This is a genomic window from Thermococcus sp. 4557 (genome assembly GCF_000221185.1).
In the GTDB taxonomy this organism is placed as follows: Archaea; Methanobacteriota_B; Thermococci; order Thermococcales; family Thermococcaceae; genus Thermococcus.
Map to the genome: position 1 here is coordinate 719,530 of NC_015865.1, position 13,400 is coordinate 732,929.

Genomic DNA, 13,400 nt, shown 5'->3' on the forward strand with positions numbered 1-13,400 from the left:
AGAAAAATGGCACAGGTTGTTGAGGTGCTCGTTGAGGGAGGAAAGGCTTCACCCGGACCCCCGCTCGGTCCCGCCATCGGTCCGCTCGGACTCAACGTCAAGCAGGTCGTTGACGAGATAAACAAGGCTACCAAGGACTTTGAGGGAATGCAGGTTCCCGTCAAGATCATCGTCACCGACCCGAAGAAGAAGACCTTCGAGATCGAGGTCGGTGTCCCGCCGGTCAGCCAGCTCATCAAGAAGGAGATCGGCGCCCCGAAGGGCTCCAGCGAGCCCGGTCACAGCCCGGTCGGGAACCTGACCATGGAGCAGGTCATCAGAATCGCGAAGGCCAAGGTCGAGCAGATGCTCGCGGCAGACATCAAGGCCGCGGCGAAGGAGGTCATCGGCACCGCCCTCAGCATGGGCGTCACCATCGAGGGCAAGGATCCCAGGGAAGTTCAGAGGGAGATTGACGAAGGCGTTTACGACGAGATTTTCGCCAACGCCGAGGAGTGAGGGAAAAGTTTAAAAATCCCTCTTTTTACGCATCTTTGACTTTTTCGGGCTTAAATCAAAACCGAAAGGAGGGCTGTAAATGGCCTTTGACAGGCAGAAAATCGTGGAAGCGGTGAAGGAGGCGAAGGCCCGGGCTAAGCCGCGCAACTTCACACAGACCGTCGAAATGGCAGTCAACCTCAAGGATATCGACCTCCGCAAGCCGGAGAACAGGTTCAAGCTTGAGGTTGTGCTGCCCCACGGTCGTGGGAAGGAGCCCAAAATCGCGGTCATCGCTGATGGTGCCGTTGCCGAGGCGGCTAAAAAGCTCGGGCTTGATGTGATTAGTGGAGAGCAGCTTGAGGAACTTGCCAAGAGCCCAAGGGAAGCCAGGAAGCTCGCGAAGAACTACGACTTCTTCATAGCGGCGGCTCCCCTGATGCCGAAGATCGGTAGGTACCTCGGTAGGTACCTCGGTCCGAGGAACAAGATGCCGCAGGTAGTTCCGCCGACCATGACCAACCTCGAACCGATAGTTGCCAGGCTCAAGAGGACCGTCAGGCTGCAGCTCAAGAACAACCCCGTTGTGCACGCCAGAGTTGGAACCGAGGACATGGACGACGAGAAGCTGGCTGAAAACGCCGAGGCCGTTCTCAACGCCATCATCAACAAGCTGGAGCGCGGCGAGAACCAAGTGAAGTCAGTGTACGTCAAGACCACCATGGGACCGGCAGTTAAGGTGGAGAGGTGAGGAAGATGGCCCACGTTGCCGAGTGGAAGAAGAAGGAAGTTGAAGAGCTCGCCAACATCATCAAGAGCCACCCAGTGATAGCGCTCGTTGACGTCGCCAACGTCCCGGCTTACCCGCTCAGCAAGATGCGTGAGAAGCTCAGGGGCAAGGCGCTCCTCAGGGTCAGCAGGAACACCCTCATAGAGCTCGCCATAAAGAGGGCCGCCCAGGAGCTCAACAACCCGGACCTCGAGAAGCTCATCGACCACATCCAGGGCGGAGCCGGAATCCTCGCCACCGAGATGAACCCGTTCAAGCTCTACAAGCTCCTTGAGGAGAGCAAGACCCCTGCCCCGGCCAAGCCGGGAGCGGTGGTTCCCAGGGACGTCGTCATACCCGCCGGTCCGACTTCGATCTCGCCGGGTCCGCTCGTCGGTGAGATGCAGGCCCTAGGAATCCCGGCGAGGATCGAGAAGGGTAAGGTCAGCATCCAGAAGGACTACACCGTCCTCAAGGCCGGTGAGGTCATCACCGACCAGCTCGCGAGGATCCTCAACGCGCTCGGAATTGAGCCGCTCGAGGTCGGTCTCAACCTGCTCGCGGCCTACGAGGACGGAATCGTCTACACTCCAGAAGTCCTGGCGATCGACGAGAGCGAGTACATCAACCTGCTCCAGCAGGCCTACATGCACGCGTTCAACCTGTCCGTCAACACCGCCTACCCGACGGGCCAGACCATCGAGGCCATCATACAGAAGGCCTTCCTCGGCGCGAAGAACGTCGCTGTGGAGGCTGGCTACGTCACCCCAGAGACCGTCGAGGACATCTTTGGCAGGGCTCTGCGTGCAGTCCTGCTCATAGCACAGGAGCTGCCTGAGGACCTGCTCGACGAGAAGACCAAAGAGCTTTTAAACCAACAGGCACAAATAGCCGTTGCCGCTCAGCCTCAGGAGGAGAAGGTTGAGGAGGCTGAGGAAGAAGAGGAGGAAGAAGAGGAAGCCTCAGAGGAGGACGCGCTCGCCGGACTGGGCGCGCTCTTCGGCTGAACTTTCCATTTCCCTCGTATCCCTGAACAAATCCGTGTGAAATGAATGAAAAAATGAAGATGATTGGAGGTGCGAAAAATGGAGTACGTGTATGCCGCTCTGCTGCTCCACGCCGCTGGTAAGGAGATAACCGAGGAGAACCTCAAGGCCATCCTTGAGGCCGCTGGTGTCAGCCCGGACGAGGCTAGGATAAAGGCCCTCGTTGCCGCCCTTGAGGGCGTCAACATCGACGAGGTCATCGAGAAGGCCGCCATGCCGGTTGCCGCCCCGGTTGCCGTTGCCGCTGCTCCGGCTGCCGAGGCCCCGGCTGAGGCCGCCGCTGAGGAAGAGGAGGAAGAGGAAGAGGAGGCCAGCGAGGAGGAGGCCCTCGCCGGTCTCGGCGCCCTCTTCGGCTGAACTCCTTTTCCCTTTTGTCCGCCCCCGGGCGGACACCCAGCAACTTTTCTTTGAAGTTCTTAATCAAAGGGAATGATTCTCTGACCACCGCAAACTTTATTTTTGGGCCCCGTTACTTACCACGGGGGCCCGTGGCCTAGGGGATATGGCGCCGGCCTTCGGAGCCGGTAGTCGCGGGTTCGAATCCCGCCGGGCCCGCCATAAGAAACTTTTGCCAAGCAAAAGTTTCATCAAAGTTCATAGCTCCTTTTTGAGGGTTCGAGGTTAGAATGATTTTCTCGTTGAATAGCTTGTCCTTGATGTGGGAACTTTCTAGATTGCTCCTTCATTGTGGGTTTAACATTGGAATAGACGCCCGAGGGGCGTCATGAAGGAAGTAAACCCTCTGGCAAGGCTGGTCTAAATGCCTTCCCCTTGGAGCAAGAACTTGTTCTGATAAAAATCCTGCATTACGGCCCTATTAGAAGAGCTACGAACTTTTGGCAAAGCTTTTTCCAAAAACTTCCGCGAAGTTTGGCCAAGTTCGTGATTTTTTGACGTGGTGTTCTACTGAAAAAGGGAATCACAAACTTTGATGAACCCTTTCACATCGCCCGGTGCCGGCCAACCGCTCAGCCCAAAGAGGGCATAAGCGCATCGGCAGGATTGTTTTTATACCACTCCCCTAAATCTTCAGCGGTGGTTACCAATGATGCTCCCGGACTGGAAAATCAGGAAAGAAATTCTAATCGAACCCTTCAACGAGAAGTCCCTCCAGCCGGCAGGCTACGACCTGCGCGTTGGGAGGGAAGCCTACATAAACGGAGAACTGATAGACGTTGAAGAGGCCGGAAAAGTTGTGATTCCCCCAAAGACATACGCCCTCATCCTTACCCTCGAGCGTGTTAGGCTCCCGGACGACGTCATGGGTGACATGAAGCTCAGGAGCAGCCTTGCCAGGGAGGGTTTACTCGGCTCGTTCGCATGGGTCGATCCTGGCTGGGACGGCAACCTTACCCTCGGGATCTACAACGCCTCCGATGAGCCCATCGAGCTCTCCTATGGAGAGCGCTTTGTACAGATAGCCTTCATAAGGCTGGAGGGTCCCGCAAAAAGTCCCTACCGCGGGAACTATCAGGGGAGCCAGCACCTGGCGCTCTCAAAGAGGAAGAAGTAATTTCCTTGGGATGGGGATTTTCCCTCTTCTTCTCCCTCCCGTCGCCCACGTTTGAATAATTTTCCGGTGCCGTTAGCAGTATCGACCAGCGCTTTTTTTCAATCGTGCCCCCAGCCGTTAAAAGGCCCCACCTGGGTGGGCCCTCCGATGGGCCGTAGTGTCATGACGGCAGAACTGGAAGGAAAGCAGGTGTCGATGAACACCCAGCTGGCCAAGCTAAATTTATTCCAGGGTGCATCCGGCGTTAAAGCGGCGGAAACGCCTCCGTTTACCGAAAGGTTTATATATCTCCAATTCCTTAAAGAATACCGAAGAACCCGTTAAGGAGGTGTTGCGAATGGCCGAGCTTCCGATTGCCCCGATTGACAGGCTTATAAGGAAGGCCGGCGCTGAGAGGGTCAGCGAGGACGCTGCCAAGGTTCTCGCCGAGTACCTCGAGGAGTACGCCATCGAGCTTGCCAGGAAGTCCGCTGACTTCGCCAGGCACGCCGGCAGGAAGACCGTCAAGGCCGAGGACATCAAGCTTGCCATCAAGGCTTGAAGGCCTTTCTGGCTTCTTTTACTTCTCATTTCTGAACCGTTAGCATTTTAAGTCAATTCTCCAGGCTTCAAACATGCCCGAGATAGCCGTCCGAATGACCAAGCGCAATCACAACGCCTTCGTTCATCTGCTCGGGGCCCTGGAGAGCCAGGGCTTTGACCTGAGCGAGCTCCTGATAACAAAGGATTTCCGGGAGATACTGAAGGCCAGACCGAAGGTTGTTCTCTACTCCTTCTTCACCGAGGAGATATGGGGAAACCTGCCCCAGGAGATCCACCTCCTGAAAGATATGGGAACCCTTCTCGTCGCGGGCGGCTACCACGCGATAGCCATGCCGAAGCACACCCTCAATCAACTCGGCTTTGACATCGCGGTTATAGGCGAAGGGGAGGAGGTTCTCTACCAGCTCCTCACCGTGCTGAAAAGGACAGGGTACCGAATCACAAAGGAGCTCCTCGACATCAGGGGACTGGCCTTCTACCTCAACGGTGAGTTCCTCTTTACGGGCTTCGCCAAGGTTGAGGATTTCTGGCGCTTCCCTCCATATCCCGAGAGCGTTCGTTTGATCTCCCCCATAGAAATAACCCGCGGCTGTCCCTTCGGCTGCTACTACTGTCAGACACCCTATATCAAGGGACTGAGGATGAGGCACAGGCCGATAGACCAAATCGTAAAGTACTCCCGCAGAATGAGGGACATGCGCTACATAACCCCCAACGCCTTCGCCTACGGCTCGCCGGGGGCAATACTAAAGCTCAACAAGCTCGAGGCCCTGCTCAAGGCCCTCCAGCCCCTTCGGAAAGAGGGCAGAAGGCTCTACTACGGCACGTTCCCGAGTGAGGTCAGGCCCGAGTTCGTCCTTCCGGAGACGCTGGAGCTCCTCATCGACTATGCAGACAACAGGAGGCTGGCCATAGGCGCCCAGAGCGGGGACGATGCCATGCTCAGAGCAATGCACAGGGTTCACAGGGTCGAGCACGTCCAGCGGGCGGTGGAATACATGCTCGAGTACGGCTTCGAGCCGGTCGTTGACTTCATAGTTGGCCTTCCGAATGAAACGGAGGAGAGCCAGCGCAAGAGCATCGAGCTGATGAAGTGGATCATGGGGAAGGGCGGGAAGGTCAGGGCCCACTACTTCATGCCGCTCCCAGGAACGCCCTGGGCGCGCTGCAGGCCGAGTCCGCTGAGCGAGGAGATGAAGAAGTTCCTCGGCAGGATGGCCGCGAAGGGCAAGATAGAGGGCTCGTGGGGCAACCAGATTGAACTGTCGGGGAAGCTTCAGAGACTCTTGGAAGAATTCTACGAGGAGCCGATGAGCCACACAGTGCCCGTCAAGAACGTCTGCTGATTACCATTCACATGGACGTGTCAAAGAGCCATCCAATAAGCTTATAACCCCATTCTTTCGTTATCCAACCGACGGCGAAATGTACGCCGAAAACTATAAAAGATTCCTGGAGCTTATAGATAAACTGCGAGAGTTTGAGGGTGCCCTCATAGTGGAGGGCATGCGAGACGAGGTGGCTCTGAGGAATCTGGGGGTCAGGGCGGAGATAATAAGGCTCTCCCGCCTGCCTTTAACGGAAGTTGCGCTCATCGCCTCATCATATAAAGAGGTCATGATACTTACGGACTTCGACAGAAAGGGCGAGGAACTCGCAAGGAAGCTCCTCCGGTACCTGGAGGGCTATCCCTGCAGGGTCGATGCAGAGACGCGCAGGGAGCTCAGGAGAATCGCAAAGAAGGACATCAAAGGAATTGAGGACCTATACGGCCTTTACCTTAAGGTCGTCTCCGTTTCTGACCCCCATCCGGAGGGGATTCGATGAAGAGGAAGAAGACAGTGCTTCACCACATTTTGGCTGAAAAGCAGAAGTTTGAAAAACGGAAAGAGGGTGATGGTATGTCAGCCAAGGACGAATTCGGAACGACCAAGTATGTAATATACGCGGAGTTTGAAGCAAGCGGAATTGTTGAAAGGCCGGACGTTGTTGGTGCTATTTTTGGACAGACTGAGGGTCTTCTCGGTGACGATCTTGACCTCAGGGAACTCCAGAAGACCGGAAGGATTGGAAGGATAAGGGTTGAAGTTCACACCAAGGCCGGAAAAACCTACGGAACGATAACGGTCCCTTCAAGCCTCGACAGGGTTGAGACCGCGATTCTGGCGGCCGCCCTCGAGACCATCGACCGCGTTGGTCCGGCGGAGGCCCACATAAAGGTCCTCCGCATCGAGGACGTTCGTGCCACCAAGAGGAAGTACATCATAGAGAGGGCCAAGGAGATACTCGAGGGGCTCATGGAACAGGAGATCCCCGAGACCCAGGAGCTGACCGAGGAGGTCAAGAAGGCCGTCCGCGCCAAGGAGCTCATCGAGTACGGCCCAGAGAAGCTCCCTGCCGGGCCGCACGTTCCGTTCTCTGACTCAATTATCGTCGTCGAGGGAAGGGCCGACGTCCTCAACCTGCTCAAGCACGGCATAAAGAACGCCATAGCCGTGGAGGGCACCTCGGTTCCAGAGACGATAACCAAGCTCAGCAAGGAGCGCATCGTTACCGCCTTCACCGACGGCGACCGCGGCGGCGAGCTCATCCTCAAGGAGCTCCTTCAGGTAGCAGATGTTGACTACGTTGCCCGTGCCCCCGAGGGCAAGGAAGTTGAGGAACTCACCAAGAAGGAGATAGTCAAGTCCCTCAGGAGCAAGGTCCCGGCCGAGCAGGTCATAACCGAGATATTCTACAAGGGCAGGAACTTCTACGAGGTCATCAAGGAAAAGGAGAAGGCAAAGGCAAGGGAAGAGCGGAAGGAGGAGCGGAAACCGGTCGTTACCCACGCTCCCAGCCAGGTGCAGAGGGGGCAGGTGGAAAGGAAGCCTGAAAAGCCCGAGAGGCCCGAGCCCAAGAGGGAGGAGAGGATAATAAAACCCATCCAGCAGCCGAAGTCGAGCGAGCTCGATGAGTTCGGCGAGTTCATAGAGAAGGTCAAGGCCTCCAAGGAGTCGATGGCACTCCTCCTCGACAAGGATAAAAACATCCTGGCGGAGATACCCGTCAGGGAGATGACCGGGCGGCTCAAGGAGCGCAAGGACGTCTACGCCGTCGTCTTCAACGGCGTCATCACCCAGAGGCTCATCGACACGGTGAGCGAGAGCGGCGTCAAGTACCTCGTCGGCGCGAGGAAGTACAACGTCGTCAGGCGCCCGATAAACCTCAAGATAGTCACCTTCGCGGAGTGAGCTCCGCACCCCTTTTCTCCCAATTTCTGAGGACTAACTTTATAACCGCTCCCTCCATTCTCCCACCGGTGAGGAGAATGAACGTGGAGGAACTCATACTGAAGTACGCGCTCATCAATGCCTACACCCACAAGGGAAAGGCAAACCCGAAGGCTGTTATAGGAAAGGTTCTCGGCGAGAACCCTGAGCTGAGACCGAAGGCGAAGGAAGTCATCCCCATAGTGAACGAAATCGTGGAGAAAGTCAACGGCATGGGCATCGAGGAGCAGGAGACCAAGCTCAGGGAGATTTATCCCGAGTTCTTCGAGGCAAAGAAGGAGAAGAAGGAAGAGAAGAAAGGCCTCCCGCCCCTGCCGAAGGCCGAGAAGGGGAAAGTGGTTACCCGCTTCGCCCCCAACCCGGATGGAGCCTTCCACCTCGGAAACGCGAGGGCCGCTATTCTGAGCCACGAGTACGCGAGGCTCTACGGCGGCAGGTTCATACTCCGCTTCGACGACACTGACCCGAAGGTGAAGAGGCCCGAGCCGAAGTTCTACGAGTGGATTAAGGAAGACCTCGAGTGGCTCGGCTTCAAGGTCGATGAGGTTCACATAGCCAGCGACAGGCTGGAGATATACTATAAGTACGCGGAGGAGCTCATAAAGGGCGGAAAGGCCTACGTCTGCACCTGCCCGCCGGAGAAGTTCCGCGAGCTTAGGGACAAGGGCATCGCCTGCCCGCACAGGGAGGAGCCGCCGGAGGTTCAGCTCGAGCGCTGGAGGAAGATGCTGAACGGCGAGTATAAGGAGGGTGAGGCCGTCGTCAGGATAAAGACCGACCTCAAACACCCCAACCCTGCCGTCCGCGACTGGCCGGCGCTGAGGATAATCGAGGACGCGGACCACCCGCGCGTGGGCGACAAGTACCGCGTCTGGCCGCTCTACAACTTCGCCTCGGCCATAGACGACCACGAGCTCGGCGTCACCCACATCTTCCGCGGACAGGAGCACGCGGAGAACGAGACGAGACAGCGCTACCTCTACGACTACTTCGGCTGGGAATACCCGCAGACGGTTCACCACGGAAGGCTCAGTATCGAGGGGGTCATCCTCAGCAAGTCCAAAACCAGGAAGGGAATAGAGGAGGGCAAGTACCTCGGCTGGGACGACCCCAGGCTCGGCACCATAAGGGCCCTCAGGAGGCGCGGCATAAGGCCGGAGGCAATAAGGGAACTCATCATCGAGGTCGGCCTCAAGAGGAGCGACACCACGATAAGCTGGGACAACCTCGCGGCGATAAACAGGAGGATAATCGAGCCGATAGCGAACCGCTACTTCTTCGTCGCTGACCCGATTCCGATGTACATCGAGGGCTATGACGAGGAATTCACCGCCGAGATTCCGCTCCACCCGGACCACCCGGAGCGCGGTGTCAGGAGGCTCAAGTTCGTGCCCGGAAAGCCCCTCTACGTCTCGAAGGACGACATGGAGCTGTTCAAGCCGGGCAGCTTCGTCCGTCTGAAGGACCTCTTCAACGTCGAGATAGTCGAGGTCTCCGAGGAGGGCATAAAAGCGAGGTTCCACAGCGTTGACTACGAAGTCGCCAGGGAGAACCGCTGGAGGATGGTGCACTGGGTCACCGAAGGCAAGCCCTGTGAGGTCCTTGTCCCCAAGGGGGACGAGCTCGTTGTGAGGAAGGGCCTCCTAGAGAGTGATGCCGGGGTCAGCGTGGATGACGTTGTTCAGTTCGAACGCTTTGGATTCGTCAGAATAGACGAGGTAACGCCCGAGAAGGTCGTGGCGATATTCGCCCACAGGTAACGCGCTTCCACCTCTTTTTTTATCCTTTTCAGTATGGGATTAAAGAGAAGATAAAAGGGGAATCATGCGGTCGTTTTCTGGGCGACCAGCCTGTCGCCAAAGAGACCGAAGAGCACCACGATGGCCGCCAGGACTCCCGAGACCACGTAGAGCCCGCCGGTTCTGAACACTCCGAAGAAGGCGTAGAGACCTCCCACCACGAACACGAGGGCGCCTACTGCAACCACCGCCATAGCGGGCATCGATAGCTTCTTTCCGGACGAAACCACCGGATAGAGCTCGTATATTGCCGTGAAGAACGTGGCAACGACAACCGCCTTGAGAACCATGTCGGCTATCGAGGGCGGGGAGTCAAAGATGCCTATCAGGAGGGAGATTCCTATGAGGTAAGTCGCGGCCCTGTTTCTTCCGATACCCACCATCGACTCGATGATCTGGAGACCAACCTCCGCGGTTGGGAGCAGGCTGGTCACACCGGCGAAGAACGCCGAAAGGCCGATCAGTGCGAGCAGCGTTGGGTAGTCCGCGAGTATTGTGGGAAGGTCACCCATCATCTGGATGGCGCCCTCTTCACCGCCGTAGACGTACTGGAGGAGCCTGTCCGGGGTGGTCGGGGCAATGGCGTAAACCACGGTTATGGTTGAGAGAACGCCTATGAGGAGCTGGATGAATATACCCGTTCCGATGATGACCTTGGCGTTAAAGCGCTCGTTTATGAAGCTGCCGAGCATGAGGTAGAAGGCCATTCCCAGGCCGACACCGTAGATGGCCCTCTCCGCGGCAGCCTTTATCATGGCGAGGCTTATTCCGTGCCTGGCAACCATCATATGCTTGGCCATTCCCAGGAACGCGGCGTTCTCGGGTATCTGAACCTTGAAGGCAACTGCGGTAACGGCCACCGCGACGACGAAGATTATCGAACCAAAGGCCATGATGGCGAACGTCTTCTCCTTGGCCCTGGTGAGTATCAGGAAAACTATGGCGAACATCAGTATCTTCGCTATCAGCCTGGCAACGGTTCCCGTGCCGAGAACGGGCGAGAGCACCGACAGCATTGTGTTGGCAGTGTAGTACGAGAGAAACATTGCCACGACGACGAAGATGGACAGCACCATCGCCGGCCGCTTGGAAACCTTGTTGTAAAGCTCGACGAAGTAGTAACCCGACTTCATGACAGTCTCTGCCTCAAGTATGGCTATGTAAGTCAGCACCGCCAGGAAGACAACGTAAACCGCCATCCCGGTGATGCCGTACTGGAGCCAGAACTGTGGGAACAGGCCTATGCTGCCGATGCCAGTGGCGAATCCGGCAACCAGGAATATAAGGTACAGGGTCCACTTCTTCACCTCATCCATGATTTCACCCCCTGCGGGTTGGTCGGCTTTTACAATGAACGCTTCCGGTTAAAAATATGTCCCCCCACCACGAAAGTCTAAAAGTTTCAACTTGTATTCTAAGGCACAGTACCGCGCAGAGATGAAACAAAAAGGAAAGTTCAAGCGTCGAGGCTCTTCCACTTCACCAGACCGAGGAGGAACCTGTGGGGCAGCTTCTCGTGGTGCGGGTAAACGCGGAGTGCGTAGTGCCAGCAGGGGTCGCCCAGATGTCTGAGAGCGTTGCCCTCGTAGGTGTAGAGCCACCTGCCGCCTTCGAGCTTCTTTGGATGCCTGAGCTCTATTATGTGGGCCCTCTCGACGTTGTATCCCTCCGCCTTGACCCCGTAGTAGAGCTCCACGCGGACGTCTTCGGGCCTCAGTCCGTCCAGGACGACCTCCACCTCCAGACCGGTTCCGTCCTCGCGAACCTTCGGGTCGCAGAGCCGCACTTCGTCCCACGAGGCGGTAACGCGGTCCTTCCATGCAGCAATGTCCTTCGCACCGCGGTATCCGTCGCGGGTGAGCCATATGTGGTTGCTCATGGCCCTCGAGTAGAACCTGTCCATGTACTCCTTGACCATGCGGTGGGTGCTGAAGCGCGGGGCGATGCCCTTGATGCTCTCCTTCATCATGTAAATCCAGCGCTCGCGGTTGTCGTAGTAGGTCGGGATTATCTCCCTCTCAAGGAGCTCGTAGAGAGCCTGCGCATCCTTCACATCGTCCGCCTCGGTCTCCGGCTCCGTGCTCTCCTCACCGATCACCCATCCGTTCTTTCCGTTGTAGCCCTCGACCCACCAGCCGTCGTAGATGCTCGCGTTGAGGACGCCGTTCAATCCTGCCTTCATTCCGCTCGTTCCGCTCGCCTCCAGAGGTCTGCGCGGGTTGTTGAGCCAGACGTCAACTCCCGCAACCATGAGCCTGGCGCTGCCCATATCGTAGTTCTCCATCACGAATATCTTGCCCCTGAACTCAGGCATCTGGCTGACCTCGTAAACGCGCTTAAGGAACTCCTTCCCCGCCTCGTCCATCGGGTGGGCCTTTCCGCCGAAGACCAGATATACCGGGCGCTCGGGGTCGTTGAGGATCCTCTTCAACCGCTCGAGGTCAGTGAACAGAAGGGTTGCGCGCTTGTAGGTTGCGAAGCGCCTGGCGAAGCCGATGATGAGAGCGTTCTCGTCGATGTTCGGGAGGGGGTCGTCCGTACCGAGGCGCTGGTTCCTCTGCATGACCTTCCTTCTGAGAAGGGCAAGGAACTGCCTCTTGGCTTCGAGATGCGCCTCCCAGAGTTCCTCGTCGGGAATCATCTCAACGGCGTACCAGATACCCTCAAGGTTCGTGTGTTCGCGCCAGACCCTTCCAATGTAGCGGTCGAAGAGCTTCCTCATCTCGTTGTGAACCCACGTCATGGTGTGGATTCCGTTCGTGATGCCCTCGATGGGTATCTCGTCTATGGGAACGTCGGGCCAGAGGTCCTTCCACATGCGCTTGCTGACCTCCGCGTGGAGCTGGCTCACGCCGTTGACGTAGCTCGAAGTTCTTATAGCCAGGAGGGTCATGTTCAGCTGGTCACCCTCCCTGCCGAGTTCCAGAAGCTCCTCCCTGCCCTCGAGGAACTTTGCCAGCCTCTTCCTGACCTCATCTATCGGGAACCTGTCGTGGCCGGCCGGCACCGGGGTGTGGGTGGTGAAAACCGTCGTGCCCCGGACTATGCTGAGCGCCTCGGTGAAGGTGAGGCCCTCCTCCATGTACCAGGCCATCCTCTGGAGGTTCGCGAAGGCAGGGTGCCCCTCGTTGAGGTGAACCACTCCGGGCTCTATTCCGAGCCTCTTCAGGAGCCTCATGCCGCCGATTCCAAGGAGTATCTCCTGCTTTATGCGCTTGTCCATCTCGGCGTTGTACAGGTAGTCGCATATCGTCCTGTCATCGGCGCTGTTCTCCGGCACGTCCGTGTCGAGGAGGTATATCCTGACCCTGCCAACCTTCACCTCGAAGGCCCTGGCGTGGACGATGCCGTCTCCAATCGGAACCTCGACCAGGAGCGGTTTTCCATCGCTGCCAAGAATCGGGGTAATCGGCATCTCCTCCGGCCGATACTCGGGGAATATCTCCCTCTGCCTGCCGTCCCTCTCTATCTCCTGCCTGAAGTAGCCGTGCTTGTAGAGAAGGCCGACCGCTATGAACGGAAGCCCGAGATCGCTCGCGGTCTTCACGTGGTCGCCGGCTAGGATTCCCAGGCCGCCGGAATAGATGGGCAGGCTCCTGCTTATGCCGTACTCCATGCACAGGTAGACTATCGGCTTGTTCCACTTGGGATAGTTGGTCGAGAACCAGGTGCTCTCTGGGTTCATATAAGCCTCGAACTGGTCCATCACCAGCTCGTAGAGGTTCATGAAATCATCGTCGCGGAGGAGCTCCTTGAAGCGCTCTTCAGGTGTGTCCAGCAGGAGCTTAACGGGGTTCTTGTGTTCGCGCCAGAGTTCCGGGTCTATCCGTTCCCAGAGCTTGGTGGCACGTCTGTTCCAGCTCCACCAGTAGTTGTAGGCCAGGTCGGCCAGGCCCTTAAGCGGATGGGGAAGCTTTTCCCTGATTGCATCACACGTGCAAGTATCGAGCTCTGCCATGGCAACCACCCATATATCATCCT

General features: G+C 57.3%; 12 protein-coding genes and 1 tRNA gene. 11 read left to right on the forward strand and 2 right to left on the reverse strand.

The window, feature by feature from the left end:
• The first annotated feature begins 6 nt into the window (after positions 1–6).
• The 11 genes from GQS_RS03720 (at position 7) to GQS_RS03770 (ending at position 9,380) form a co-directional block, all read left to right on the forward strand.
• Positions 7–498, forward strand: a complete 492-nt coding sequence (locus GQS_RS03720; protein ID WP_014012334.1) for a 50S ribosomal protein L11 — start codon at positions 7–9, stop codon at positions 496–498.
• 79 nt (positions 499–577) lie between these two features.
• On the forward strand, positions 578–1,228 hold the full coding sequence (locus tag GQS_RS03725; protein ID WP_014012335.1) for a 50S ribosomal protein L1: 651 nt from the start codon (positions 578–580) through the stop codon (positions 1,226–1,228).
• A gap of 5 nt (positions 1,229–1,233) precedes the next feature.
• Complete coding sequence (locus tag GQS_RS03730; RefSeq protein ID WP_014012336.1) at positions 1,234–2,253, forward strand: 50S ribosomal protein L10; 1,020 nt, start codon at positions 1,234–1,236, stop codon at positions 2,251–2,253.
• Positions 2,254–2,331: 78 nt separating this feature from the next.
• On the forward strand, positions 2,332–2,649 hold the full coding sequence (gene rpl12p, locus GQS_RS03735; RefSeq protein ID WP_014012337.1) for a 50S ribosomal protein P1: 318 nt from the start codon (positions 2,332–2,334) through the stop codon (positions 2,647–2,649).
• Positions 2,650–2,774: 125 nt separating this feature from the next.
• Positions 2,775–2,850, forward strand: a tRNA-Arg gene (locus GQS_RS03740).
• A gap of 487 nt (positions 2,851–3,337) precedes the next feature.
• On the forward strand, positions 3,338–3,805 hold the full coding sequence (gene dcd / locus GQS_RS03745; protein ID WP_014012338.1) for a dCTP deaminase: 468 nt from the start codon (positions 3,338–3,340) through the stop codon (positions 3,803–3,805).
• A gap of 337 nt (positions 3,806–4,142) precedes the next feature.
• A complete protein-coding gene (gene hpkA, locus GQS_RS03750) occupies positions 4,143–4,346 on the forward strand; it encodes an archaeal histone HpkA (RefSeq protein WP_014012340.1) in 204 nt (67 codons plus the stop codon).
• A gap of 73 nt (positions 4,347–4,419) precedes the next feature.
• Positions 4,420–5,694 (forward strand): TIGR04013 family B12-binding domain/radical SAM domain-containing protein, encoded by a 1,275-nt coding sequence (locus GQS_RS03755; protein ID WP_014012341.1) that lies wholly within the window; start codon positions 4,420–4,422, stop codon positions 5,692–5,694.
• Between the two features lie 79 nt (positions 5,695–5,773).
• On the forward strand, positions 5,774–6,175 hold the full coding sequence (locus GQS_RS03760; RefSeq protein WP_014012342.1) for a toprim domain-containing protein: 402 nt from the start codon (positions 5,774–5,776) through the stop codon (positions 6,173–6,175).
• On the forward strand, positions 6,172–7,581 hold the full coding sequence (gene dnaG / locus GQS_RS03765; RefSeq protein WP_014012343.1) for a DNA primase DnaG: 1,410 nt from the start codon (positions 6,172–6,174) through the stop codon (positions 7,579–7,581). The genes GQS_RS03760 and dnaG overlap by 4 nt, the downstream gene beginning before the upstream one ends.
• A 77-nt stretch (positions 7,582–7,658) precedes the next feature.
• Positions 7,659–9,380 carry a glutamate--tRNA ligase gene (locus GQS_RS03770; RefSeq protein WP_014012344.1) on the forward strand — a complete coding sequence of 574 codons (1,722 nt, stop codon included), beginning with the start codon at positions 7,659–7,661 and terminating at the stop codon, positions 9,378–9,380.
• A 62-nt stretch (positions 9,381–9,442) separates the two neighbouring features.
• On the opposite strand, the gene GQS_RS03775 is transcribed toward GQS_RS03770, so the two are convergent.
• Entirely contained in the window at positions 9,443–10,735 is a 1,293-nt protein-coding gene (locus GQS_RS03775) for a sodium-dependent transporter (protein ID WP_014012345.1), read from the reverse strand.
• A gap of 140 nt (positions 10,736–10,875) precedes the next feature.
• Positions 10,876–13,377: a maltodextrin phosphorylase gene (malP, locus tag GQS_RS03780; RefSeq protein WP_014012346.1), complete on the reverse strand. Its 2,502-nt coding sequence runs from the start codon at positions 13,375–13,377 to the stop codon at positions 10,876–10,878.
• Between the last annotated feature and the right edge of the window lie 23 nt (positions 13,378–13,400).